19 protein-coding genes, 4 tRNA genes and 1 other annotated feature are annotated in these 23,330 nt (G+C 44.6%); of the genes, 14 read left to right on the top strand and 9 right to left on the bottom strand.

Annotation, left to right across the window (positions count from 1 at the left end):
• Positions 1 to 17 precede the first annotated feature (17 nt).
• From R7Z47_RS12835 to R7Z47_RS12825, 3 genes are all read right to left on the bottom strand, one after another.
• Positions 18 to 626: an aminodeoxychorismate/anthranilate synthase component II gene (locus tag R7Z47_RS12835; protein ID WP_045480888.1), complete on the bottom strand. Its 609-nt coding sequence runs from the start codon at positions 624 to 626 to the stop codon at positions 18 to 20.
• Between the two features lie 16 nt (positions 627 to 642).
• A complete protein-coding gene (locus R7Z47_RS12830) occupies positions 643 to 2,208 on the bottom strand; it encodes an anthranilate synthase component 1 (protein ID WP_256902917.1) in 1,566 nt (521 codons plus the stop codon).
• Positions 2,209 to 2,334: 126 nt separating this feature from the next.
• Positions 2,335 to 2,438: a sequence feature (Trp leader region), on the bottom strand.
• Positions 2,385 to 2,510, bottom strand: a complete 126-nt coding sequence (locus R7Z47_RS12825) for a trp operon leader peptide (protein ID WP_005376787.1) — start codon at positions 2,508 to 2,510, stop codon at positions 2,385 to 2,387. It overlaps the preceding feature by 54 nt.
• Positions 2,511 to 2,605: 95 nt before the next feature.
• Here R7Z47_RS12825 and rnm point away from each other — a divergent pair, with 95 nt between their 5' ends.
• Together rnm and R7Z47_RS12815 are read left to right on the top strand one after the other, a co-directional pair.
• Complete coding sequence (rnm, locus tag R7Z47_RS12820; RefSeq protein ID WP_005386777.1) at positions 2,606 to 3,463, top strand: RNase RNM; 858 nt, start codon at positions 2,606 to 2,608, stop codon at positions 3,461 to 3,463.
• A gap of 59 nt (positions 3,464 to 3,522) precedes the next feature.
• Positions 3,523 to 4,143 (top strand): L-threonylcarbamoyladenylate synthase, encoded by a 621-nt coding sequence (locus tag R7Z47_RS12815; RefSeq protein WP_005376791.1) that lies wholly within the window; start codon positions 3,523 to 3,525, stop codon positions 4,141 to 4,143.
• Between the two features lie 93 nt (positions 4,144 to 4,236).
• Here R7Z47_RS12815 and R7Z47_RS12810 read toward each other — a convergent pair whose 3' ends face one another.
• Positions 4,237 to 4,947, bottom strand: coding sequence for a calcium-binding protein (locus tag R7Z47_RS12810; RefSeq protein ID WP_005376796.1), 711 nt, complete (start codon positions 4,945 to 4,947; stop codon positions 4,237 to 4,239).
• Positions 4,948 to 5,512: 565 nt separating this feature from the next.
• Here R7Z47_RS12810 and rluB point away from each other — a divergent pair.
• Complete coding sequence (gene rluB / locus R7Z47_RS12805) at positions 5,513 to 6,451, top strand: 23S rRNA pseudouridine(2605) synthase RluB (RefSeq protein ID WP_005376798.1); 939 nt, start codon at positions 5,513 to 5,515, stop codon at positions 6,449 to 6,451.
• Positions 6,452 to 6,638: 187 nt separating this feature from the next.
• Here rluB and R7Z47_RS12800 read toward each other — a convergent pair whose 3' ends face one another.
• Entirely contained in the window at positions 6,639 to 6,959 is a 321-nt protein-coding gene (locus R7Z47_RS12800) for an HI1450 family dsDNA-mimic protein (protein WP_005376800.1), read from the bottom strand.
• 2 nt (positions 6,960 to 6,961) lie between these two features.
• Complete coding sequence (yeiP, locus tag R7Z47_RS12795) at positions 6,962 to 7,528, bottom strand: elongation factor P-like protein YeiP (RefSeq protein WP_005376801.1); 567 nt, start codon at positions 7,526 to 7,528, stop codon at positions 6,962 to 6,964.
• Positions 7,529 to 7,722: 194 nt separating this feature from the next.
• Between yeiP and R7Z47_RS12790 the strand changes: the two genes are divergently transcribed.
• Positions 7,723 to 8,490 (top strand): elongation factor P, encoded by a 768-nt coding sequence (locus R7Z47_RS12790; RefSeq protein WP_017635724.1) that lies wholly within the window; start codon positions 7,723 to 7,725, stop codon positions 8,488 to 8,490.
• On the opposite strand, the gene R7Z47_RS12785 is transcribed toward R7Z47_RS12790, so the two are convergent.
• Complete coding sequence (locus R7Z47_RS12785; RefSeq protein WP_256902915.1) at positions 8,487 to 10,850, bottom strand: DNA polymerase II; 2,364 nt, start codon at positions 10,848 to 10,850, stop codon at positions 8,487 to 8,489. The genes R7Z47_RS12790 and R7Z47_RS12785 overlap by 4 nt on opposite strands.
• Positions 10,851 to 11,277: 427 nt before the next feature.
• Between R7Z47_RS12785 and uvrY the strand changes: the two genes are divergently transcribed.
• From uvrY to nspC, 10 genes are all read left to right on the top strand, one after another.
• A complete protein-coding gene (uvrY, locus tag R7Z47_RS12780; protein WP_005386783.1) occupies positions 11,278 to 11,922 on the top strand; it encodes a UvrY/SirA/GacA family response regulator transcription factor in 645 nt (214 codons plus the stop codon).
• 1 nt (position 11,923) lies between these two features.
• Positions 11,924 to 13,756, top strand: a complete 1,833-nt coding sequence (gene uvrC, locus R7Z47_RS12775; protein WP_025998705.1) for an excinuclease ABC subunit UvrC — start codon at positions 11,924 to 11,926, stop codon at positions 13,754 to 13,756.
• Between the two features lie 46 nt (positions 13,757 to 13,802).
• Complete coding sequence (gene pgsA / locus R7Z47_RS12770; protein ID WP_005394805.1) at positions 13,803 to 14,360, top strand: CDP-diacylglycerol--glycerol-3-phosphate 3-phosphatidyltransferase; 558 nt, start codon at positions 13,803 to 13,805, stop codon at positions 14,358 to 14,360.
• A gap of 463 nt (positions 14,361 to 14,823) precedes the next feature.
• Positions 14,824 to 14,897, top strand: a tRNA-Cys gene (locus tag R7Z47_RS12765).
• Between the two features lie 36 nt (positions 14,898 to 14,933).
• Positions 14,934 to 15,009 (top strand) — tRNA-Gly (locus tag R7Z47_RS12760).
• A gap of 77 nt (positions 15,010 to 15,086) precedes the next feature.
• Positions 15,087 to 15,173, top strand: a tRNA-Leu gene (locus R7Z47_RS12755).
• Positions 15,174 to 15,186: 13 nt separating this feature from the next.
• Positions 15,187 to 15,262 (top strand) — tRNA-Gly (locus tag R7Z47_RS12750).
• 897 nt (positions 15,263 to 16,159) lie between these two features.
• Positions 16,160 to 19,036, top strand: a complete 2,877-nt coding sequence (locus R7Z47_RS12745) for a pyridoxal phosphate-dependent class III aminotransferase (protein ID WP_256902914.1) — start codon at positions 16,160 to 16,162, stop codon at positions 19,034 to 19,036.
• Between the two features lie 18 nt (positions 19,037 to 19,054).
• Positions 19,055 to 20,299, top strand: a complete 1,245-nt coding sequence (locus tag R7Z47_RS12740) for a carboxynorspermidine synthase (protein ID WP_012841628.1) — start codon at positions 19,055 to 19,057, stop codon at positions 20,297 to 20,299.
• Positions 20,300 to 20,402: 103 nt separating this feature from the next.
• Positions 20,403 to 21,536 carry a carboxynorspermidine decarboxylase gene (gene nspC / locus R7Z47_RS12735; RefSeq protein ID WP_213962751.1) on the top strand — a complete coding sequence of 378 codons (1,134 nt, stop codon included), beginning with the start codon at positions 20,403 to 20,405 and terminating at the stop codon, positions 21,534 to 21,536.
• A 77-nt stretch (positions 21,537 to 21,613) separates the two neighbouring features.
• Here the strand turns inward: nspC and R7Z47_RS12730 are convergent, their stop codons facing one another.
• Complete coding sequence (locus R7Z47_RS12730) at positions 21,614 to 22,126, bottom strand: glycine cleavage system protein R (RefSeq protein WP_005376814.1); 513 nt, start codon at positions 22,124 to 22,126, stop codon at positions 21,614 to 21,616.
• Between the two features lie 221 nt (positions 22,127 to 22,347).
• Positions 22,348 to 23,250 carry a DUF3943 domain-containing protein gene (locus R7Z47_RS12725; protein ID WP_005376815.1) on the bottom strand — a complete coding sequence of 301 codons (903 nt, stop codon included), beginning with the start codon at positions 23,248 to 23,250 and terminating at the stop codon, positions 22,348 to 22,350.
• Positions 23,251 to 23,330 lie beyond the last annotated feature (80 nt).

Here is a 23,330-nt window from a genome sequence, read left to right as displayed (position 1 = left end):
TATGTGCCAAGTGCTTTTTAAGCAGTGAGTGGGTTCGCTGAAGTTTGTTCTTCAAGTGCCCATTCAATGGCATTGGCCAACAGTGTTGCTCCGTAGGTCGTCATAATAGATTCCGGGTGGAACTGGAACCCGCAAACTTTATCTTCTTCATGTACAACAGACATTACCAAGTCATCTACTTCTGCTGTGATGTTTAGGCTCTCAGGAACCTTGGTCGCAACCAGCGAGTGGTAACGTGCAATCGCAAGTGGTGATGGTAGGTTTTGGTAAATCGCATGGTTTTGGTGCTCCATCATAGAGACCTTACCGTGAATGATTTCGCCTGCGCCAGCAACGGTGCCGCCGTATGCTTCAACAATCGCTTGGTGACCAAGACAAATCCCGATCATCGGCACTTTGCCTTTCATGCGTTGGATAAGCTCTGGCATTGAGCCTGCCTCTGACGGTGCGCCTGGGCCTGGCGATAGCAGAACCACTGGGTTTTCAAGCTCGTTTACCGCTTGTTCAATGGTTTCTGCTGGGATGTTGTTTCGGTAAATCTTGACTGAGTGACCTAGCGAGCGGAATTGATCCACAAGGTTGTAGGTGAACGAGTCAAAGTTGTCGATAAAAATGATATTAGCCATCTCTGAACCCTATTCCTTATTGTGACTTATGCGCTGCTTGGATAGCAGAGATTACCGCTTGTGCTTTGCTGCGCGTTTCGTCTGCTTCCGCTTGCGGGTCAGAGTCGAACACCACGCCAGCACCAGCTTGAACTTGAGCAATGCCGTTCTCAACGTACGCTGAGCGGATCACGATACAAGTATCTAATGTTCCTTCGCCGGTAAGGTAGCCCACAGCACCGCCGTAGCTACCGCGTCGTGCGCCTTCTACGTCGCGAATCAACTGCATTGCACGAATCTTTGGTGCACCAGTGAGTGTGCCCATGTTCATACATGCTTGATATGCGTGCAGCGCGTCTAGGTCTTCACGCAGTTGACCAACCACACGAGATACCAAGTGCATTACGTGGCTGTAGCGGTCGACTTTTAGAAGGTCTGCTACGTGGCGAGTGCCAGCTTGAGCAATACGAGCGACGTCGTTACGTGCTAAGTCAACCAGCATCATGTGTTCTGCGTTTTCTTTCATGTCGGTACGCAGTTCAAGTTCGATGCGGCTATCTAGGTCGAAATCAATCTCGCCGTTAGGGCGCTTACCGCGGCGACGAGTGCCTGCGATTGGGTAGATTTCAATTTGGTTAGTGTCGGTTTCGTACTTAAGCGCGCTTTCTGGTGATGCGCCAAACAGAGTGAACAGCTCATCTTGCATGTAGAACATATAAGGGCTCGGGTTACTTTGTTTTAGTTCTTTGTAAGCTGCCAGTGGAGAAGGGCAAGGTAGAGTGAATCGGCGAGATGGTACAACTTGGAATACATCGCCTTTCACTACGAACTCTTTTAAGTCGCGAACAGTTTGGCAGAAGTCTGCATCAGATACGCTAGGTTCTACCGTTACGTCAGCGATTTGTTTTGCGCTTGGCAGTAGTTTTGGCGCTGCACACTGAGCGCTGACTTCTGCAATACGAGTCTCTAACGCTGTTTTCTCTGAACCATCAACAAACAACGTCGCTTGAAGCTGGCAAGATTCCGTTTGATGGTCGACAACAAGCAGTGTTTCCGCGACGTAGAAAACGTAATCTGGACACTGATTTGTTGCTTCTGCATTCCCAAGCGGCTCGAAATTTGCGACTAAGTCGTAGGCAAACAGACCACCAAGGAAAATCGCGTGTTTGTCTTGCTGTGAAATATCAAAACTATGCTGAACCAAACGCAGCGCATCGAAAGAAGAGGCTTCACGTAGGCGAGAGTCTTCATCTAACGTGCCGCATGGCTGGCTAAATTCCAAAGTTAGCGTTTCGCCATCGAACTTACTCTCTACATCACCACGGATGTTCTGGTTTAGGTGAGACAGTAGGTTTTTACCGTTGTTGGTCAAGGCGTGCATGCTAACGGTATGGCCGAAGCAAACAATGCGAACCGCTGAATCTACGATCAGCAGGGATTTTAAATTTTGCTTTGAATCGATCTCAGCAGATTCCAGCAATAGGCTGTCAGTTTTGTTCTCACATAGTGTGTGGAACAAGCGAGTCGGGTCTTGAGTATAAGGGACGGAAGCCGTTAGCACTTCAAGCTGTCCAAGTTTCTTAATTTCAATGGCCTTGTTCACAAGACCTCCTTGTAGCTGTTTAAATCTTCCTGCCGTACATAGTCGCATAAAGCAAACGTTCTCCCAATCTAGAGTTGGCTATATTCGATTAATGTTTAGGCAGTTGAATGTGAAATGAGCAACAAAACAAAAAAGCCCGCTTAAGTAGCGGGCTTTACAACGTTTGGTTCTATAAACTAGAAGTATACGTTTGCCCACCAAGAACTAGTCCAAGTGCGCCACCAAGCAAGATCTGATGAGTTTGCCTTATTAAGACAAACCGCAACTTTCGCTTTTTGGTTTTGGTTAAATTCTTGTAACATGGTGAACCTTAAATTACGTACTTTGTATTTGTGTACTAGTTAACTAGTGCGAGAGTAAAAAGTCAACCCCAAAACGGCATTAAAACGATAAAAATATGAGAATTGATTTACATAGTCACACCACTGCATCGGACGGTCGGTTAGAACCTAAAGATTTAGTGGAAAGGGCGCTGAGTTTTGATATCGAGGTTTTGGCGATCACTGATCACGATACGGTTGACGGTTTGGCGTTAGCTAAGCAATACGTTCAAGATAATAATTTGCCGATAAAAATCATCAATGGCATTGAGATATCGACCGTCTGGCAAAACAAAGACATTCATATTGTCGGCCTGAATATTGATCCGGAAAATGAACAATTATCTGCCCTCATAGAACAGCAGAAGCAGCATCGCATAACACGATCTGAGTTAATTGCAGAGCGACTACAAAAAGCTACTCGAGTAGGTGTGCTTGAAGAGGTAAGGCAAATCGCCGGTGATGCTCCAGTGACAAGAGCGCATTTCGCGAAATGGTTGGTAGATAATGGTTACGCAAAAACCATGCAAATGGTGTTTAAAAAATACCTAACGCGTAATAACCCAGGTTATGTACCACCGAATTGGTGTTCGATGAAGGATGCGGTTGATGCTATCCATGCGGCTGGTGGAATGGCGGTATTAGCGCATCCTGGCAGATATAAGTTGACAGCGAAGTGGATTAAGCGTCTTCTAGCAGCGTTTGTCGAAGCAGGTGGTGATGCGATGGAAGTTGCACAGCCACAGCAAGCGCAACAAGAAAGGCGCAACTTGGCTGATTATGCTATACAATACAAACTATTAGCCTCTCAAGGCAGTGATTTTCACTACCCATCACCGTGGATGGAGCTAGGAAGGAACCTATGGTTGCCTGCTGGCGTCGAACCAGTTTGGAAAGATTGGGGAATAGATCCTTCGTTGAATAATACTCAGTAATACGAAGTCGAGAACCCATAAAAATATAGAGCCGAGAGGCTCGATAATGAGGAATTACAATGAGCCAGTTTTTTTACGTTCACCCAGAAAACCCACAGGCTCGCTTGATTAATCAAGCAGTAGCAATCATTCGTAACGGCGGCGTTGTGGTTTACCCTACTGATTCAGGGTATGCACTTGGCTGTCAGTTGGAGAACAAACAGGCACTGGAACGAATCTGTCAGATTCGTCGTCTGGATGATAAGCATAACTTTACTTTGCTGTGTCGTGATTTGTCGGAGCTTTCTCTCTATGCCCGAGTGGATAACTCTGCATTCCGACTGCTGAAAAATAACACACCAGGTCCTTACACCTTCATCTTCAAAGGCACAAAAGAGGTGCCGCGTCGTTTGATGAATGCAAAACGTAAGACCATCGGTATCCGTGTTCCAGACAATCAAATTGCCTTGGACTTGTTGGAAGCATTAGGTGAGCCGATGATGTCTACGTCGTTGATTCTACCTGGCAGTGACGTAACAGAATCTGATCCAGAGGATATTCGCGATAAACTAGAACATGCGGTTGATGTGATTCTTAATGGCGGTTACTTAGGTGAACAACCTACGACTGTAATTGACTTTAGCGAAGGTGAACCTGTTGTGGTTCGTTTGGGATCTGGTGACCCTGCACCATTCGAATAGTAGACGCACACCACCGTCAAACAAAATAGGAGGCATCGCGCCTCCTATTTTAGTTGTCATATCGAATATCTCATTGAACTTAACTGATTGAGGTTAAGCGAAATCGAAAATGTCGATACCATTTTGTTCTGCATAGTTGATGTATGCAGAGCTCACACCGTTTAGTGTCACTTCAACATTGTATTCATCACTTGAGAATACTGCCCAGCCACATTCATTGTAAGATAAAGTCAGATCATCCGCTGAATCCAAGAACGTATCTCGAATGCCATCGTTATCAGTGTCTCGGCCCATATCAAAGACAAGTTTGTCATGGAAAATATTAAAATCGACAATGTCGGCTTTAACATCAATATCGTTGGAAGACACTGGCTGATCAGGTACACCAATAGCCAGGCGGTTTGTAAGCACGAAGGTGTCGTCTCCACAGCCACCGCTCAGTACTGATTCACCATCACCAACAACGAGCGTGTCGTTACCCCAGCCACCACTCAAGTAGTTGTTGCCTGAATAATCAAAAATTGTGTCGTCGCCGCAGCCACCAAAGAGTTTGTCGTTTCCTAATCCGCCGGATAGGAAATCGTTTCCAAAGCCGCCAGAAACAAAGTCGTTACCTCGGCCACCAAGCAAGGTATCATCTCCCCAGCCACCGAAGACAATATCATTACCTCCGTATCCTACAAACTTATCATCACCACAGAAGCCGAAGAAGATATCGGTTGTTTCAGAGCCTTTTGTGCCTGTCATATCGTCATCTTGAGATGTCCCAAAAATCCAATTTAGGTCGAGATTTAGCATAGACATTGTTCTATTCCTTTTTGTCTGATTTATGCCAATCGCCGAGAGTGCAGAGCGAACCTAGAGAGTCAGAGTACACGATAGCATTAGTGTTATTTTTGATGTGAACTAATGACTTAAAGACAATTTTTGTCTTGTTACCCACGACCTTGTTTTGCTATGAGCGCTCATTGTCTGCGGTGATTGGTATTACTTAGCAGCAAACAGGGACGGCTTATTCTTCGTTGCTTTCTAGCAATACGAACAGTAAACACACCCCAAGTGGTTATTGTTGTAACCCTGACAATTTTATCAGGTACCGCGTGGTTAAAGTGGTTCAGGAAGACCGATATTAGTGGGATTCTCGTTGAGCAATGCCTGCATTAAGTAGTAAAAAAGTTGCAGAATAGGACAAATATTTCGGTCATTTTTGAAGTGAATTTTGGTGTGGAGAATGGCGCCGATTTAGCTTACATTAACTAAGAAAGTTACGTATAATGTCCGACCGAAAAATCCCACTGAAATGGGTAAATAGCAAAATGCAGACCAATCCTGGTCTAGACGTCTGTGAAGACGACACATAGGTAGATAAATGAGCGAAAAGTTACAAAAAGTATTAGCACGTGCTGGTCACGGTTCTCGTCGTGAGATTGAATCGTTAATTAAATCTGGTCGCGTTAGCGTGAACGGTGTAGTCGCTAAGCTTGGTGAAAGACTTGAAGACGAGAGCAGCGTAGTTCGTATCGATGGTCACATTGTCTCTGCAAAGATTCAAGAAGAAGTGATTTGTCGTGTACTTGCGTACTACAAACCTGAGGGTGAACTGTGTACTCGTCACGATCCAGAAGGTCGTCGTACTGTTTTTGATCGTCTGCCAAAAATTCGTGGCTCTCGTTGGATTTCAGTTGGTCGTCTGGATGCGAACACTTCTGGTCTTCTACTTTTCACAACGGATGGTGAACTGGCGAACCGCTTAATGCACCCAAGCCGCCAAGTTGAACGTGAATACCTAGTACGTGTGTTCGGTGAAGTAACTGAACAGAAAGTTCGTAATCTAGTAAAAGGTGTTGAACTGGAAGACGGTTTAGCTCGCTTTGAAGATGTTGTTTACGCGGGTGGTGAAGGCATGAACCACACGTTTTACGTTGTTATCAACGAAGGTCGTAACCGCGAAGTTCGTCGACTATGGGAATCGCAAGAGTGTACCGTTAGCCGTCTGAAACGTGTTCGTTACGGCGACATCTTCTTAGACAAGAAACTGCCTCGTGGCGGTTGGATGGAGCTTGACCTGAAAGAAGTAAACTACTTGCGTGAGCTTGTAGAGCTTCGTCCAGAGAAAGAAACCATGCTTGATCTGAACAAAGACAATACGTCACGCAAACGAGAGCGTGCACGCAGCCAAAAAATTCGTCGCGCAGTTAAGCGCCATGAAGAGCGTGTTAACACGCCAAAAGGTCGCAGCAACAACCCTTCTCGTCGTAAGCCGAAGAAGACTGCTGGTGACCAAGGCGCACGCAACAAGCATCGTTAATCGATAGCAAAACATCAGAAAGGCTTGCCAATTCGGCAAGCCTTTTTCTTATCTGTTACATAACAAAAGGATCTAAAGCCTATATAGAGCAGGGTGCTTTGTATAAACATATATCTCAGCTAGACGAAAACAACAGATAAAAAAATACCAGCACTAGGCTGGTATCTTTGTTCATGATGAAGAAACGTTAATCGCGTTTCCAAAGCATATGGCAGAACTTATGTTCAGGGTCTCGGCTGATTAGCATACGAGCAAATACGTCATCAAGAACGTCATTTTCCTCATTTACTAGGCCGATACGAACCTCTGCATATACTTCTTTGTCGATCTCGAAGCCAACATGTTCAACCCAGTCATCACCGGTTTCAACAAGTTCTGCGGCACCACGATCTTCAAATTGCGCAGTAAACAGAATCACGTCAGCTGGCTCTAGGTTATCTGGAGCCATCTCAAGGAAAATGTCGTACGCTGCGTCGATGACGTCGTCGTAAGAAATCAAATCAGACATGCTTATGCTCGGCTCATGTATTTACGTTCAGCTGTGTTAATGATAACTCGGTCACCAGTTGCAATGTACTCAGGAACCTGGATGACAAGACCTGAAGCGAAGCGTGCTGGTTTAGTACGAGCAGATGCAGAAGCACCTTTGATTGAAGGGTCAGTTTCTTCAATCACTAGCTCAACAGAAGATGGTAGTTCAATACCCACTGCAGCACCGTTAACAAGGATAATGTGGATACCTTGTGTATCTTCGTTGATGAACAGCATGTCGTCTTCAACTTCATTGTGCTTGAATGTGTATTGTGAGTAGTCTTCGTTATCCATGAAGATGTGCTCATCGCCGTCAGCGTATGAGTACACAACTGCACGTTTGTTCATTTCTACCGTTTCAACAACGTCATCAGACTTGTAACGCTCATCTACACGTGCGCCCGTGTTTAGATCTGTACAACGCATTTTGTAGATTTTAGCGCCGCCACGACCGCCAGGAGTCGTTACTTCGATGTCTTTAACTAGAAGAGTTTTACCATTAGACTCGATTGCGAAGCCTTTTTTGATTTCACTTGCCTTTGGCATTGTATATTCCTATTCATACTTATTAAGCAAAACTCGGTGATTATAGCGCTAAGTTAGCCGCCTAGCATTAAAATTCATTACAGAAATTTGTTGTTACTCCCATGACTAAACACCTGAATGGACTTGATTCGGTGAGTCGGCTAAGAGAACATATAGCCCAACTTCTTGAACCATCTGAGAACACGTTCTAAGTCATGTCTCTGCCTGTTATCGATCCTAAACAACCATTTCAACCAGAGTTTGCGCCTTTAATTAGGGAAGTCACCGCTTGTCTCAAAGGTGGATTGGGGCAAAACTTACACAGCGTTTATGTATACGGTAGTGTTGCTCGTAAAACAGCGATCGTTGGGAAGTCGAACTTAGACCTGGTTGTCGTTACTCAATCATCCTTTGAGCACAATCGCGCGACTTTGCTCAACACAATTAAGTGGCGTGCGCAGCAGAGTTACCCTCACGTTAATGGTGTATCGGTCCGTACAGCCTTAGTGAGTGAAGTGGCTAATTTAGACAGTATTTTCACTTGGGGCTTTATGCTTAAGCATTGCTGTGTCTGTGTTTATGGTGATGATCTAGCAGACTGTTTTGGTGATTACGTCCCAAGTTGGGAAATTGCTAAGCACTGGAATATGGATGTGGAAGATTGGATTACGGTGTATCGCAAAAAAATCGTACAAGCGAAGACGATAGAAGAGCAGGTGGCCGCCCAGCGCGTGATTGCTAAAAAGTTACTAAGAGCGTCATACTCTTTGGTGATGTATCGAGATAAACGTTGGTTTGATGACCCTATACAATGTGGCAAGGTATTCTTAACTTATCATCCTGAAAAGCAGCTTGAGATCGAGCGGCTAGAAATTTTACTTTCTGGCCGGGGGATTCCCAAGCGTTCTGTTATTGGGCTAATTGATGCGTTTGGTGATTGGTTAGTCAAACAGTACCAGAAAACAGAGTTTCGTATCGGCTAAAACAACCCCATTTGTGGCGCTGAAAGCCTGTCAAAGTCCGTCCCAATGAAAGGGAGAATCGCATCCGCAACGGGTTTGAGTTGTTTATCAATGTAATGTTGATAATCAATCGGGCTATTGAGGTACTCATAAGGTTCAGGGCCGTTCACGGTAATAATGTATTCAATTCGCCCTTTGTTTTGATACTGTAATGGGCGGCCAAGCTTGGCATTTATCTCATCCGCTAAACGAGCTGCACGCACTTGTGGCGGGACGTTCTTCTGATACTCATACAGTTTTCTGCGCAGTCGCTTTTGATACACCAACTGTTCATCAAATTCACCGTTATTAGTTTTCTCAACCATCTCTCGGACATAGTCGCTTGGATCTTCACCATGGAAAATCATGCTATAGAGTGTATTTTGAAATTTCTGTGCTAACGAGGTCCAGTCAGTACGGGCACTTTCTAACCCTTTAAATACAATCCGTTCTTGCTCTCCTTCACCGATTAAACCCGCATAGCGCTTTTTCGAGCCAGTTTCTGCGCCACGAATCGTTGGCATAAGGAATCTGCGATAATGGGTTTCATACTCGATTTCCAACATAGATGTTAGGTTGTACTCAGAACGCAGGTGTTTTTGCCACCAAGAGTTGATGTAATCAACTAATTGATTTCCAACAGCGTCAGCTTCTACTTGACTGTATGGTCGATTCAACGACACGAATGTGGAATCCGTATCGCCGTAAATCACTTGATATCCTTGCTCTTCAATCAGCACCTTAGTTTGCTTCATGATTTCATGTCCGCGCATGGTAATACTAGAAGCTAACCGAGTATCAAAGAATCGACATCCCGATGAGCCCAGTACGCCATAAAAGGAGTTCATGATGATTTTGATTGCCTGAGAAAAAGCTTTTTCATTGTTCTTCTTTGCAACATCACGTGCTGCCCAAAGCTTTTCAATCATTTCTGGTAAAAAGTGTTTCGTACGATGGAACTGCCCACCGCGAAAGCCAGGTACAGCCTGATTTTCTTCTTTTCCAATATCGAGCAATAACCCCTCAACTAACCCCATAGGATCAATCAAGAACGAGCGAATAATCGATGGATATAGACTCTTAAAATCCAATACTAAAACAGAATCATATAGGTTAGGGATGGAGTCCATCACGTAACCTCCGGGGCTGGCAATCCAATTTTCAGGGTGTAGGTTTGGGGCAACGTAGCCTGCTCGGTGTATCTGAGGCATGTATAGGTTTGTGAATGCTGCAACCGAACCGCCGACACGATCCAGTTCGACACCAGTGAGACGAGAGCGCTCTATTGCAAAGTCTAGCAGGTGAGTGTGATTGAAAATCTTATTCACTAACACGCAGTCTTGTAAATTATATTTAGCCAGCGATGGTTTGTCGGAGCGGTACATACGATTGATCTCATCCATGCGGTCATGAACGTTATGGATTTCTTTCCCTTCCCCTAAGAGTTCTTGAGATACAGACTCTAATGACCAAGACCGAAAGTGATAAGTCGCCGTTTTTAACGTATCGATACCGTCCATTACAACTCGCCCTGGAATGGAAATAAACCCTTGTTGGCTTTGAGATGAACTTCTGAAAAAGCTGGCTTGGTCTGCTCTACCAAGCATTAGCTTCATGTTGTGCCATTCTGCTCGTTTGTGCAGTAGACGAAAGTCAAAATCAATGACGTTCCAACCGACAATGACATCGGGGTCGAATTGTTTAAACCAAACGATGAGTGCTTCTAGAAGCGCTTTTTCATCCTTAACCCATTGTATCGGTGTCTCCGAAGGTTCTGGTTCTCCGATCATGATAACGCGGGAATCCATGACGCTGTCTAATCCGATTGAGTAAAGAATGCCTTTCTCAGAGCATTCTAGATCTAGCGAGACAACGTTTAACTTCGGCTCATATTGCCCCGCACGGCATTTTGCGCTCTGGACGCGTTGGTAGCCATTGGTGCGAGTCACATTGCCTGTAAACTCGATACTGCCTTTGATAAAACGCTCCATTAGGTAGCGATCGGCGAGGCGAATATCACTTTCATACGTAGTGATATCTTTTTGAGCGAATGTGTCTTTGAGTGCGAGAGCGTCTTTGGTTACATTGGTATAGCAGGCAGCAAGAGGCGTATGTTCAAACGTTTTGAGATCCAAAAGGCGGATGTCGACGAATATGTTTTTTTCTCGTGCGAGTGTCTTTGCTTGCTCTGAGTGTTTCTGAGCGATGAAAAAGACTGGCTTCTCACCATTAATAAGTAACTGAGTAGGACCTGCTTCTGTCGAAAGCCACAGCTCGATTTGAGTTTGACCTTTGATGTCTCGTGCCTGTCGAGTTAGCAGGAAGCCTTGTTGAATATTCAAATGTGAGAAACCTTAGAAAACTTGAAGAACGTTAGTCTAACACTAAGAACTGTGAAAATAACCAGTAAAGAAAGCGTCTCAAATTTTTGCTGGAATTAGTGATTACAAGTTAGTCTTTGGTGCAAGAGGGACAGTGTCATTTTAAGTTATAGCGTGTTTCTCTGGGCAATATGAAACCTAGTTACTTGATTTATTGTACTTAATGTTGTTAATTGTCTTTTCTTAGATTTCGGTTCTGCTCATCACGCTCTAAAATAATAGAGTGGTTTATGAATAAGTTCTTGCTAAAGTTTGCGTTTCAGCACATATTCATAGAAAGCAATTTTTTGTCGATTACGTTAGTATATAGGCAGTCATACTGATATCCACATTTAACAAATAATGGTTATGTGGGTGCAGAACCAATACAAAGTGTGGAGATACAAGTTTGATAAATGTTTTCCTTGTAGATGATCACGAGCTGGTTCGCACAGGGATACGACGTATTATTGAAGACGTCCGTGGAATGAACGTAGCAGGAGAAGCTGACAGCGGTGAAGATGCAGTAAAATGGTGTCGCAGTAATCATGCTGACGTCGTTTTAATGGACATGAACATGCCAGGAATTGGCGGCTTGGAAGCCACTAAAAAAATTCTTCGCGTGAATCCTGATGTGAAAATCATCGTACTTACCGTTCATACAGAAAACCCGTTTCCAACCAAGGTGATGCAGGCAGGTGCGTCTGGTTATTTAACCAAAGGTGCTGGCCCTGACGAAATGGTGAATGCGATTCGTGTAGTTAATAGTGGGCAGCGTTACATCTCGCCAGAGATTGCGCAGCAGATGGCATTGAGTCAATTTTCTCCAGCCTCTGAGAACCCTTTTAAAGACTTATCCGAACGTGAATTGCAGATCATGCTTATGATCACCAAAGGCCAAAAGGTAACGGATATTTCTGAGCAACTTAATTTAAGTCCAAAGACAGTCAACAGCTATCGCTACCGACTCTTTAGTAAATTGGACATTAATGGTGACGTTGAGTTAACTCACTTAGCGATTCGCCACGGAATGCTGGACACCGAGACCCTTTAGCGTGAATCCTCCTTTCGATTCGGCTTCCTTTCTCAAGACAGTAACTCATCAGCCCGGCGTTTACAGAATGTACAACGCCGAAGCTGTTGTAATCTACGTAGGTAAAGCCAAAGACCTTAAAAAGCGCCTTTCAAGCTACTTTCGAAAAAAAGTAGACAGTGAGAAAACTCGCGCGCTTGTCAGTAATATCGCCAAAATAGACGTCACGGTGACTCACACTGAGACAGAAGCGTTGATCTTAGAGCATAACTACATCAAGCAGTATTTGCCGAAATACAATGTGTTGCTGCGAGATGATAAGTCTTACCCTTATATCTTTATTAGCGGTCATAAGCACCCACGGCTTTCTATCCACCGTGGCGCCAAGAAGCGCAAAGGTGAATATTTTGGCCCCTACCCAGATTCTGGTGCAGTAAGAGAAACATTGCATTTGCTGCAAAAGATATTTCCTGTGCGCCAGTGTGAAGACACTGTCTATTCCAACCGAACGCGCCCATGTTTGATGTACCAAATTGGTCGCTGTGCAGGACCATGCGTTAATACCATCATTTCTGATGAAGAATATGCAGAGTTGGTTGGCTTTGTGCGCATGTTTTTGCAAGGCAAAGATCAGCAAGTACTCAAACAGTTGATTGAGAAAATGGAAGTTGCCAGTCAGCAATTGCGCTTTGAAGATGCCGCTAAATTTCGCGATCAAATCCAAGCGATTAGGCGTGTTCAAGAGCAGCAGTACGTCTCAGAAGACAGCATGGATGATATGGATGTACTCGGGTTTGCTCAGGAGAATGGTATCGCGTGTATCCATATCCTGATGATACGCCAAGGCAAAGTGCTTGGTAGCCGTAGCCATTTTCCGAAAATCCCACAAAATACAAGCCAGCAGGAAGTGTTCGATAGTTTTCTGACTCAATACTATTTGAGCCATAACGAAGCACGTACAATTCCTTCTCGTATTATTTTGAATCAAGAGTTGGCAGAAGATATTGCGCCAATACAGAAAGCGTTAAGTGAAGTGGCAGGGCGTAAGGTTCATTTTCATACGTCGCCAACTGGCTCTCGAGCAAGGTATCTCAAGCTTTCGAACACGAATGCACTAACGGCGATTACCACAAAAATCAATCACAAGATGACGATTAATCAGCGTTTTCATGCGCTTCGCGAAACATTGAAGTTGGAGTCTATAGCTCGAATGGAATGTTTTGATATCTCCCATACGATGGGGGAAAGCACGATTGCGTCATGTGTGGTGTTCAACAACGAAGGCCCCGTAAAGCAAGAGTATCGTCGCTACAACATTACTGGGATTACCGGTGGTGATGATTACGCAGCAATGGGACAAGCGTTGGAGCGCCGTTATTCGAAGCAATTGGACGTAGAGAAAATTCCCGACATCATCTTTATCGATGGCGGTAAAGGTCAGTTAAATCGTGCGCATGACATCATTTCGCAATATTGGGGGGATTGGCCAAAGCGTCCCATCATGATTGGTATTGCAAAAGGCGTTACTCGCAAACCAGGTTTAGAAACGCTGATTACAGTCGATGGGGAGGAGTTTCATTTACCAAGCGATGCTCCTGCGCTGCACCTTATCCAACATATTCGTGATGAAAGCCATAACCATGCTATAGCGGGGCACCGTGCTAAGCGAGGTAAAACCAGACGTACGAGTGCACTCGAAGGGATTGAGGGAATCGGCCCTAAACGACGTCAGGCGTTACTCAAGTACATGGGTGGGTTACAAGAACTTAAACGTGCAAGTGTCGAAGAAATCGCCAAAGTACCGGGAATAAGTCACTCTTTAGCAGAAATTATTTTCCAAGCATTGAAACAATAAGGAAAATCGCGCAACATTAAGCCGCAATGTGTAAGAGAATAATAAAATGCGTTTGAATATCCCGAACATTCTGTCTCTTCTTAGACTGTTCCTAATCCCTGTTTTTGTGGTTGTCTTTTATCTACCTTATTCATGGGCACCGTTTGCAGCAGCAATGGTGTTTTGGGTAGCGGGTTTTACTGACTGGCTTGACGGCATGTTGGCCCGTAAACTTGGTCAAACTTCTCGTTTTGGCGCGTTTATTGATCCTGTCGCTGATAAAGTGCTAGTGGCAACGGCATTGATTCTAATCACGGAACATTATCATTCAATTTGGGTGACCATTCCTGCGGTAACGATGATTGCGCGAGAAATCATTATCTCAGCATTGCGAGAATGGATGGCTGAAATCGGTAAGCGAGCAAGTGTTGCGGTATCTTGGGTTGGCAAAGTAAAAACTGTTTCGCAAATGTTCGCCTTATGGGTGTTGATATGGCGTTACGATGAATGGATGGTTTGGCTAGGCTTTGCGGCCTTGTATGTGGCAACTTTCTTGACATATTGGTCAATGATTCAATATTTGGCTGCTGCGAAAGACGATCTGTTGAATGAAGAGCACCATTAAATTCTGATGTTAGAAAGCAGGCTTAATAGCCTGCTTTTTTGTATCTAAGACAATCTACAGCATTTTTTGGCTTCTCTCGCTTTTCAATGCTTGCTAACGGCCATGTTTGCAATTTGTATCTGGGGCTTTTGCTTCGATAGGGTTCTATTTGTGATCTAAGTCTTGTTTTTGTCCTTGGAGAGTCTTAGAGAGGCGAGTCTTCTGATTATTAATACTTCAATGCACGCAACGCACGGCCAGCAGTGTAAGGCGTAGCCAAAGTTTTATGATAAACAAGTGTATTTAAGCGATTTTTAGTATTAAAACTAAGCAATCCATCGTCTTTCGCACAAATTCTAGTCAAACGATTTAAAAAAATAAAAATAGTGTTGACTCGATCGCTCGAATCCGTAGAATGCATCCCGTACCCAAGAGAGCACGGCTCGAAAGGGTGGTGAAAAAGCTTAGCTTTATTCACAAATGAGGCGCCTTGGCAGAGTGGCTATGCAGCGGATTGCAAATCCGTGGACCTCGGTTCGACTCCGGGAGGCGCCTCCATTATTATTTTGAGAGCGAATGGCTTTCGAGAAAAATGCGACACTAGCTCAGTTGGTAGAGCGCAACCTTGCCAAGGTTGAGGTCACGAGTTCGAACCTCGTGTGTCGCTCCAAATTTTATTGATATGGCATTGGCGATATCAGATGGTGTTTTACTTTTCTGTAAAGGCATCACAAAGAATATTTGTGTGCCCTGGTGGTGGAATTGGTAGACACAAGGGATTTAAAATCCCTCGACGTTCGCGTTGTGCCGGTTCAAGTCCGGCCCGGGGCACCATCTCATATTAAATGCGACACTAGCTCAGTTGGTAGAGCGCAACCTTGCCAAGGTTGAGGTCACGAGTTCGAACCTCGTGTGTCGCTCCAGATTTAAGGCCTAACATGAAAATGTTAGGCCTTTTTCGTATTTTTTGAAAATCTCAAACTTCTTTTCTGTCACAGGCTTCGTTAAGTAACGAACCCTTTGTCTCATTGACTCAAGTGATTGCTCATTCTGCCATTGCAAAGCATCTTAGCCATTCCTACTAGCCTATGTTTAAACCATCACTTGTGGAGAATAACCACTCTTAATCCAGGCAAAGCTGTGACGAGAATGCTATCTTTTTAAATGTTCCGGATATAGAAAGGAATGTTTTACGATTAAGCAGTACAACCTTAAACCTCTGTTGGATGAGGTGATGATATCTCAAGAATATTTGTTTAAATAACAGCTGTTTGAGAGAAGCAGAAAAGCATAGCTCATGAATATGAACATGTGAGTTACGATGGGGTATGTTTTGTTGTGATTTACATCACTGCTACTAATATGAAAAATCGTTGCCAGAAGATTTTATTTTGTGATAAATTCGCGCGCAATCTCGGAGCGTAATTAACAACGTTTGATCTCTGGGGGATACGCGTAGTGACCATTCAAGCTGATTGTGACACTGCGTAGGGTAGGTATCGGCAAAGCCTTTTGTCGATAGACGGGATACTAATGCTGTAAACGCGGCATATTAATGGGAAACCCAACATTGAAACCTTTGAATAAACACACACTAATCAGCTTCATACTGCCGAAATGTCCTGTTTTACAAAACGGGTGCATTACAGAACCTTGATTAATCCCTTTTACATATAAAGTCGCGAGTATCGTGGCGGATGATCTGTATTTGTCATTTATGCACTGACAAATGCGGAGGGGTATTCACACCTCCTGTAATTTCATTCTAATGATTATTAATACAGGATACAGAATTATTATAATTCAAGGGATTATGTAGTATGAGCACTGCCTTTGAAGTCGATAGCAATATCGCAAACATTTTTTCGTCTCAGGTTCCTATCGTTGAGGGAACGTATGACTTAACGCCAGATCAGGTATTGATTGATCAGGCTGAGCATGAATCTGAAGTACGTTCTTATCCACGTCGTTTGCCGATCGCAATTAAACAAGCCTTTGGGTGCTTGGTTGAAGATACGCGTGGACAGATCTTTCTAGACTGCCTTGCGGGGGCAGGCACTCTAGCTTTGGGGTATAACCATCCTGAAATAAACCAAGCGCTGAAAGAACAATTAGATTCAGGACTGCCATATCAGACGCTAGATATTGCAACATCAGCAAAAACGACGTTTATTCAATCCGTTAAGTCTTTTCTTCCTCAAGAGTTAAGCGAGAACAGCGTTATCCAATTTTGTGGCCCGTCTGGAGCTGATGCGGTTGAAGCTGCGATCAAGCTAGCGAAACAAACGACAGGTCGTAATACCATGTTTGCTTTCCGTGGTGCATACCACGGTATGACAAACGGTACGATGGGCATGATGGGTAACTTAGGCACCAAAGCTCGTCGAACTGGTTTGATGTCGGATGTGCACTTTATGCCTTTCCCATACAACCTGCGTTGTCCTTTTGGGCTTGGCGGTGATGAAGGTGCTAAAGCAAGTATCCGCTATATCGATCGTCTTTTAAACGATGATGAGTCAGGCATTATGAAGCCTGCCGCGATTATCGTGGAGCCAGTGCAAGGTGAGGGTGGTGTTGTTCCTGCGCCAGCATTCTGGCTACGAGAGTTACGTCGTATTTGTGATGAACACGGTATCTTACTGATCTTCGATGAGATCCAGTGTGGTGTTGGTAAAACTGGCTACAATTTCGCGTTCGAAGAGTCGGGCATTGTTCCAGATATTCTGTGTTTATCAAAAGCAATTGGTGGTGGTTTACCAATGTCGCTATTGGTTATCAACAAGCAACATGATACATGGAAGCCGGGCGAGCACACAGGTACATTTCGTGGTAACCAGCTAGCTATGGTCTCTGGTGCGAAAGCATTAGAAATTATCCAGCGTGATAACCTTGTTGAGCATGCCAATGTTGCGGGTCAGTACCTGCGCTACGGCCTTGAAAGTATTCAAAAGCGTGTGAACTGTATCGCAGAGGTTCGTGGCAAAGGTTTGATGCTAGGCGTGGAGATTAAAACTCCAAACGGTGAGCTCAATAAATTTGGTGAACCTCAAGCGGATAGTGAACTCACACTTTCTATTCAACGCGCAGCACTCGAGCGTGGCTTGATCGTTGAGAAAGGTGGACGCGAAGGCGCAGTAATTCGTTTCCTTCCTCCTCTTATCATCTCGTTTGAGCAAATCGACTTTGCTTTACGTGTATTTGAAGACGCGATTTTAGCCGCTGGCGGTAGTCACATCGAAACTCAGCCACAAGATGAATGGAAGAAGCATTTCATCCACACTGGAGAGATGGGCAGCAATGAATTTGCTTCGGTGATGAATCACACTACTACGGCAATGAAGTCAGTGTTTGAACAAGTGACTGCACCGTATTCAGGTATGGATCCAAAAGCATTGGAAGCAGCGATTCACGACGTTGATCTTGATAATGGAAATGCGCCTCTTAAATCCGTTATCGACGATGCTGCTGATCTGGTCGCGAAAAACGCAATTTTTACTCAACATCCAGATTGTATTGCTCACCTGCATACTCCACCGTTGATGCCAGCGATTGCGGCAGAGGCAATGATTGCGGCTTTGAACCAGTCGATGGACTCATGGGATCAAGCTTCATCAGCGACTTATGTTGAACAGAAAGTTGTGAACTGGCTATGCGATAAATATGAGTTAGGTGAAAAAGCGGACGGTATCTTCACGAGCGGCGGCACGCAAAGTAACCAAATGGGTTTGATGCTTGCGCGAGATTGGATTGCTGACAAACTCAGTGCACACTCAATTCAAAAGCTTGGCCTTCCTGAATACGCAGACAAGCTACGTATTGTATGTTCGAAAAAATCCCACTTCACGGTTCAAAAATCAGCGTCTTGGATGGGATTGGGTGAAAAAGCGGTCATGACCGTCGATGCTAATGCCGATGGAACGATGGATGTCACTAAGTTAGACGAAGTTCTCAATCAGGCCAAAGCAGAAGGTTTGATCCCATTTGCCATTGTTGGTACAGCGGGTACAACGGACCACGGTGCTATTGATGGCTTAGACTTTATCGCCGATATCGCAGCGAAACATGACATGTGGATGCACGTCGACGGTGCATACGGTGGAGCTCTGATTCTAAGTAGCCAAAAAGCGCGTCTGAAAGGTTGTGAGCGTGCACATTCCATCAGCGTAGACTTCCATAAGCTGTTTTACCAAACCATCAGTTGTGGTGCGCTATTGGTAAATGACAAGTCTAACTTTAAATTCCTGCTTCACCATGCAGACTATTTGAACCGCGAACACGACGAACTACCGAACTTGGTGGATAAGTCTATTGCGACAACTAAGCGTTTTGATGCGCTCAAAGTGTTTATGACGATGCAAAGCGTAGGGCCAAAAGCCCTAGGCGATATGTATGATCATTTGCTTGAACAGACGCTTGAAGTGGCGGACATGATTCGAGATAACAAACACTTTGAGTTGTTGGCTGAACCATCACTATCTACGGTTCTGTTCCGCGCGACACATGAATCAGCGGATCTTGATGAACTGAACAAAACGTTGCGCTTAGAAGCGTTAACACGCGGTATCGCGGTATTGGGTGAAACCATTGTCGACGATAAAACTGCATTGAAATTTACGATTTTGAACCCGTGTCTGACGACGGCGGACTTTGAATCTTTGCTCTCAAAAATCAATACGCTAGCGGCAGAGCTAGTTTAACAAAGGTAACGGAAAACTATGGCAATTCTACAGATTGGTGCAGGCGGCGTTGGCTGGGTAGTTGCACATAAAGCAGCACAAAACAACGACGTTCTGGGTGATATCACAATCGCATCACGTACCGTAGGTAAGTGTGAGAAAATCATCGAATCGATTCAGAAGAAAAACAATCTGAAAGATTCAACTAAGAAATTAGAAGCGCGAGCGGTAAACGCGGACGACGTAGATTCTTTAGTTGCTTTAATTAAAGAAGTACAACCTGACTTAGTGATCAACGCAGGTCCTCCTTGGGTGAACATGTCTATTATGGAAGCATGTTACCAAGCTAAAGTGTCATACCTTGATACATCTGTTGCGGTTGATTTGTGCTCTGAAGGCCAACAAGTACCTCAAGCTTACGATTGGCAGTGGGGTTACCGTGAGAAGTTTGAAGAAGCGGGCATTACAGGTATTCTTGGTGCTGGTTTCGATCCGGGCGTAGTATCGGTGTTTGCCGCATACGCAGTGAAGCATCTGTTCGATGAAATCGATACTATCGACGTAATGGATGTAAACGCAGGCGACCACGGTAAGAAGTTCGCAACTAACTTTGATCCAGAAACGAACATGCTTGAGATTCAAGGCGATTCGTTCTACTGGGAAAACGGCGAGTGGAAACAAGTACCTTGTCACTCACGTATGCTTGAGTTTGAATTCCCGAATTGTGGTTCACACAAAGTGTACTCAATGGCGCACGACGAAGTTCGATCTATGCAAGAGTTCATCCCGGCGAAACGCATCGAATTCTGGATGGGCTTTGGTGACCGTTACCTAAACTACTTCAATGTGATGCGCGACATCGGTCTACTCAGCCCAGATCCACTAACGCTTCACGACGGTACGGTTGTTCAACCTTTGCACGTGCTAAAAGCACTACTACCAGATCCAACATCACTCGCGCCAGGCTACACTGGCCTAACGTGTATCGGTACTTGGGTTCAAGGTAAGAAAGATGGTAAAGAGCGCAGTGTATTTATTTACAACAACGCTGATCACGAAGTCGCATACGAAGATGTTGAACACCAAGCTATCTCATACACCACTGGCGTACCAGCGATCACTGCGGCTTTGCAGTTCTTCCGTGGCAAATGGGCAGACAAAGGCGTGTTCAACATGGAGCAGCTAGATCCAGACCCATTCCTAGAAACCATGCCATCTATTGGTCTAGATTGGCATGTTCAAGAACTGGAGCCAGGACAACCTGTTATCCATAAATTGAAGTAAGAATTTAGCGACTCTTATTTGTACGTTTAAGCCGATGCACTTGCGTCGGCTTTGTTCGATTTTATAGTGTCTTTGCTAAGGCGAAGGGACGTAAGGTATCAAAATGCAACAAAACGAACTAAAAACGCCATACTTCATGATCAATGAAGACAAGCTGATTGAGAATCTAGAGAAAGCAAAACAGCTAAAAGACATCTCTGGTGTGAAGCTTGTATTAGCACTGAAGTGCTTCTCAACATGGGGTGTATTCGACATCATCAAGCCTTACCTAGACGGAACAACAAGTTCTGGCCCGTTTGAAGTGAAGCTTGGCTACGAAACGTTCGGTGGTGAGACACACGCATACAGTGTGGGTTACAGCGAAGATGACGTTCGCGATGTGGCGGACATCTGTGACAAGATGATCTTTAACTCTCAGTCACAGCTAGCGGCTTATCGTCATATTGTCGAAGGTAAAGCATCGATTGGCTTGCGCCTAAACCCAGGTGTGAGCTATGCAGGGCAAGACTTAGCAAACCCAGCGCGTCAATTCTCTCGTCTTGGGGTTCAGGCTGATCACATCAAACCGGAAATTTTTGATGGTATTGATGGCGTAATGTTCCACATGAACTGTGAGAACAAAGACGTGGATGCGTTTATCGGCTTACTCGATGCTATTTCAGATCAGTTTGGCGAGTACCTAGATAAGCTGGACTGGGTGAGCATGGGCGGCGGGGTATTCTTCACATGGCCGGGTTATGACATCGAAAAGCTTGGCCTAGCGCTGAAAGCGTTTGCTGAAAAACACGGCGTGCAAATGTACCTAGAACCGGGCGAAGCGATCATTACCAAGACGACTGACCTAGTGGTCACTGTGGTTGATATCGTTGAGAACGTAAAGAAGACGGCGATTGTCGATTCAGCCACAGAAGCTCACCGCTTAGATACGTTGATCTACAATGAGCCAGCGTCAATTCTTGAAGCATCTGAAAATGGTGAACACGAGTATGTGATCGGCTCGTGCTCTTGTTTGGCTGGAGACCAGTTCTGCGTGGCGAACTTCGAACAGCCTCTAGAGATAGGACAGCGTCTGCATATTCTAGATAGTGCCGGTTACACCATGGTGAAACTGAACTGGTTTAACGGTCTACGTATGCCGTCGGTCTACTGTGAACGCTCGAATGGTGACATTCAAAAACTGAATGAATTTGACTACTCTGATTTCAAACGTTCACTGTCTCAGTGGTCAGTGAAATAAAACGTATTGAGTATTAGAACGACAAAGAGCAGCTGAATTGCTGCTCTTTTTATTGGGGAAGCGTTAAAGGTGTGCAGTTAGCTTTCTACAATTACACGAGTGTCTTCACTCAGAGATTCTAACTCATTGGCTATGTCTTCAATTTCTAGCTCGCTAGGCAGTTTTATCGCCATTTTAGCGCTGAATAAGCTAGAGCTTACCCCTCCGCCTCCAGCAATGAATACACGCTGACAATCCATATCTAAAATTGAGATACCTTGATTATCGAGAACGTGAGTAATTTCATTCACAATACCCGCTCTATCGTTGGCATCTAAACGAAGTTGGAAGATAGTGTCTTCACGATATGAATGAGGCTCAGAGTCGACGAACCTAACAACAAGAGTCTGACAAGAAGAGAACGCCTGTTTAACGATGTCGGCATTTTCTCTTGGAAGCTCTACTTTGATGACACCTGCAACTTGGTCTTCGATAAAGTTTACTTTGCTGATCAGCCATTTCCCGCCGTTTTCGTGTGTGATTGCAGCGAGCTCTTTAATCGTGGCGGGTGACGCTTGTCCGACAAAATTAACAATAAATACGGTGTTCATAATGTCCCCTCCTGGAATCAAGGTTTGGACGCAGTACGAATAAACGTGCTACTTAAGTTATTGGAATAAATCCTTTTATTTAGTGTAGGTGCTAAGGGCGGGTAATGTTTGATGAAAGTCAATTTTTAACACTAATTCGTGATGGAAATAATTAAAACAATGTTCAGAGCACAAAAAAGCAGCCATCGTAAGGCTGCTTTTTACCGAGTATCAACTTAGGATTAGAAGGTTACTTTTAACTCGACACCATAAAATTGACTGTCGTAGTTTGCGCCTGCGTCCATGGCGAATTTTGCAACATCTTGGTTTCCAAACCAAGGTGATGAATTGAATTGTAGTTCTGCACTACCGCCCCATGCATCAGTTACCCAATAATGAATATGTCCAACAGGGTTTAAGAAGAAGAGCGAAACATCACCTGCGGTTTCAGAGCCCATAACTTCGCCACCGTTGGCAATAATGTCTTGCTCAGCCGTTAACATCATTTCACCAACAACAGCACCAAAGAACGGTGTGATAAAAATATCCTGCCAAGATGGTACTTCTGCGAACGCCTCTACGCCATACTCCCAAAAGAACGTCGACATAGTTGCGGAGTACAAAAACGACTGAAATTCATTATAGCCAGCGTGACGTGCTGCCGTGTAGTAAACGCCGCCAAAATATGGGTGCATGATGTAGTTGAGGACATGTTCATCGCGATCCCAAACGGGGCCGTCAGAGACATTATCTTTCCACTTTTGCCCCAACTTACTCATGTCTCGGTCTTCTTCGTCCCATTTGGTGATACTTTCTGGAAGAAAAGTCATCATGCCTACGGTCGCGATACTGAGACCTAGAATGGTGTAGGTTTGACCCATCAGATAATCCCAGTCTTTATCTTGAGGGATGATGAGATGTTTAGGCTGAAGCCCTGCGTCAAGGTTTAGCGAATCATCATTATTCTGTTCATACATAACACCGCGATTTTGAGCCTCGAAGGTGTACAGAGTCGTCGTTTCGCAGTAACCTGACAAACAATCAGGTGTGTAAGAAAACTCTGTATGACGGCTTAGGTCATAGTGACTTGCGTGCGCAAGCGCTGACGAAGCCAAGCAAAGGCCTGTTAGAGTCGTCTTGAACATGGATGATTTTGACACAAAGGTCTCCGAGTTAATGGTGTATGTTCGGGCTCGTAATTATCCCTCAAAACATCAATCATTTA

This window comes from Vibrio sp. 1641 (assembly GCF_033339995.1).
Taxonomy (GTDB): Bacteria; Pseudomonadota; Gammaproteobacteria; order Enterobacterales; family Vibrionaceae; genus Vibrio; species Vibrio alginolyticus.
This window is presented reverse-complemented; position numbering and strand designations above follow the sequence as displayed.

Coding starts and splice junctions, on each gene's coding strand:
- R7Z47_RS12835 (WP_045480888.1), bottom strand. CDS start 626: ATGGCTAATATCATTTTTATCGACAACTTTGACTCGTTCACCTACAAC.
- R7Z47_RS12825 (WP_005376787.1), bottom strand. CDS start 2,510: ATGTTACAAGAATTTAACCAAAACCAAAAAGCGAAAGTTGCGGTTTGT.
- rnm (WP_005386777.1), top strand. CDS start 2,606: ATGAGAATTGATTTACATAGTCACACCACTGCATCGGACGGTCGGTTA.
- R7Z47_RS12815 (WP_005376791.1), top strand. CDS start 3,523: ATGAGCCAGTTTTTTTACGTTCACCCAGAAAACCCACAGGCTCGCTTG.
- R7Z47_RS12810 (WP_005376796.1), bottom strand. CDS start 4,947: ATGTCTATGCTAAATCTCGACCTAAATTGGATTTTTGGGACATCTCAA.
- rluB (WP_005376798.1), top strand. CDS start 5,513: ATGAGCGAAAAGTTACAAAAAGTATTAGCACGTGCTGGTCACGGTTCT.
- R7Z47_RS12800 (WP_005376800.1), bottom strand. CDS start 6,959: ATGTCTGATTTGATTTCTTACGACGACGTCATCGACGCAGCGTACGAC.
- yeiP (WP_005376801.1), bottom strand. CDS start 7,528: ATGCCAAAGGCAAGTGAAATCAAAAAAGGCTTCGCAATCGAGTCTAAT.
- R7Z47_RS12790 (WP_017635724.1), top strand. CDS start 7,723: ATGTCTCTGCCTGTTATCGATCCTAAACAACCATTTCAACCAGAGTTT.
- pgsA (WP_005394805.1), top strand. CDS start 13,803: ATGCGTTTGAATATCCCGAACATTCTGTCTCTTCTTAGACTGTTCCTA.
- R7Z47_RS12745 (WP_256902914.1), top strand. CDS start 16,160: ATGAGCACTGCCTTTGAAGTCGATAGCAATATCGCAAACATTTTTTCG.
- R7Z47_RS12740 (WP_012841628.1), top strand. CDS start 19,055: ATGGCAATTCTACAGATTGGTGCAGGCGGCGTTGGCTGGGTAGTTGCA.
- nspC (WP_213962751.1), top strand. CDS start 20,403: ATGCAACAAAACGAACTAAAAACGCCATACTTCATGATCAATGAAGAC.
- R7Z47_RS12730 (WP_005376814.1), bottom strand. CDS start 22,126: ATGAACACCGTATTTATTGTTAATTTTGTCGGACAAGCGTCACCCGCC.
- R7Z47_RS12725 (WP_005376815.1), bottom strand. CDS start 23,250: ATGTTCAAGACGACTCTAACAGGCCTTTGCTTGGCTTCGTCAGCGCTT.